This is a genomic window from Mesorhizobium sp. M7A.F.Ca.CA.001.10.2.1 (genome assembly GCF_003998575.1).
Lineage (GTDB): Bacteria > Pseudomonadota > Alphaproteobacteria > Rhizobiales > Rhizobiaceae > Mesorhizobium.
This window is the reverse complement of record NZ_RZQY01000990.1, coordinates 1-1,501: the sequence shown is the minus strand read 5'-3', so window position 1 is coordinate 1,501 and position 1,501 is coordinate 1. Positions and strand designations below refer to the sequence as shown.

The following is a 1,501-nucleotide window of genomic DNA, read 5'->3' as shown; positions in this document are numbered from 1 at the left end:
GCTTAAGCTTGAGATCGGAGCCCTTGGCAAAGGCGGCATCGATGATTTGCCTGGCTTTTTCGAGCGGCAGTGCGGTCATGGCGGTCTCCTGTCTGAAAGGCGTCGATCATCGACCGTCGACGGGCGAGATAACATCCCGGTTTCGGTTGAAATTGCTTCGCGTGAAGAGGTGGGAAGGAAGCGACCGTCACAGCCTCCGGATAGGAGTTGGTGCCTGTGCGGCTTCAGGTCATTTTTTCTTGGCGCGGGCCGGCTTCTTGGCAGGTTCCGCTGGCGCGTTGGCGAGGTCTTCGGCTTCCTTGGCGAGACGCAGCGCCCGCAGCTTGTTGGTCTTGGCCTGGCGGGCGTCGCTCTCGGCGACGTATTCGGCCATCGCCTTCTGGCGGACGGTTGCCGCCTCTTCCTGCTTCTTGAAGCGCAGGTCGGCGCGTGCGCGGGCAGCATCCCGAGAGTTCTCAACCAAGACCTTATCCAATCCCGTGAATTGTGATTTTCCGCTTCTTCTAGCAGAGCCGGCCCCCAAACGGGAAAATAAGTTGGTCAAGCGGCAGAGTCGGCGGCGAGAGCCTTGCTGGCAACCAGGGCTTCATAGGCGGCCTGCAAGGTGGCGCGGACAGAAGGACCCGAGGCGGTATCGAGCGGCTTGCCGAGATGTTCATGGCGCAACTCGTCCATGAATTTGTCCCACATCGGCTGTCCGCCCTTTTCCAGAAGTTCGGCGCGGATCGAGAGTTCTTCGCTGACCGGCAGCCAGACGCGGCCCCAGGCGCCAAGATGGGCCAGGATCGGCACCAGCGTGATCGCCATTTCGGTCAGGCTGTAGATCGCCTTCTGCTTGTGCGAGGGGTCGTCGGCTTTGGTCAGCATGCCCAGTTCCATCAGCCGCTTCAGCCGATCGGCGAGGATGTTGGAGGCGATGCCTTCCATCGATCCGTTGAGCAGCTCGCGAAAATGACGCCTGCCGCCGAAGATCATGTCGCGAAGGATGATCAGACTCCAGCGATCGCCGAACACTTCCAGCGACAGGTTGATCGGACATCCGGACCGGCGATCCATGCTCATGAGATTTTTTCTCCAAAACCAGTTGCATTGTCGTATCAGTTTTATTATCGTGCAACCGATTGCAAAATGCAATCAGTATTGCAGGAGAGGAGGCCGCACCGTGACGACGACCGAACGCCCCGAAATCATATCCGAAACCTTTGGCGATCCGGCGAACCCGCCGCTGTTGCTGATCATGGGAGCGATGGCCTCGATGCTGTGGTGGCCGGAGGCGTTTTGCCGGGAACTGGCCGATGCCGGCCTGTTCGTGATCCGCTACGACAATCGCGATACCGGCCGTTCGACCAAATACAAGCCGGGAGAGCCGCCCTACACGTTCGATGATATGGCCGACGATGCAATGCGCGTTCTCGACGACCACGGTATCGGCAAGGCGAATGTCGTCGGCATGTCGATGGGCGGCATGATCGCGCAGCTTGTGGCGTTGGTACACCCGTCC

General features: G+C 59.8%; 3 protein-coding genes. 1 reads left to right on the top strand and 2 read right to left on the bottom strand.

The features are described 5' to 3' along the window. Positions 1-229: 229 nt before the first annotated feature. Together EN964_RS34290 and EN964_RS34285 are read right to left on the bottom strand one after the other, a co-directional pair. Positions 230-463 carry a hypothetical protein gene (locus EN964_RS34290; RefSeq protein ID WP_027037125.1) on the bottom strand — a complete coding sequence of 78 codons (234 nt, stop codon included), beginning with the start codon at positions 461-463 and terminating at the stop codon, positions 230-232. Positions 464-540: 77 nt separating this feature from the next. Beyond that, positions 541-1,062 (bottom strand): helix-turn-helix domain-containing protein, encoded by a 522-nt coding sequence (locus EN964_RS34285; RefSeq protein ID WP_127269299.1) that lies wholly within the window; start codon positions 1,060-1,062, stop codon positions 541-543. A gap of 100 nt (positions 1,063-1,162) precedes the next feature. On the opposite strand from EN964_RS34285, the gene EN964_RS34280 reads away from it, so the two are divergent. Further along, positions 1,163-1,501 (top strand): alpha/beta fold hydrolase (locus EN964_RS34280; protein WP_127277425.1); only part of this gene is annotated, 339 nt, incomplete at its 3' end.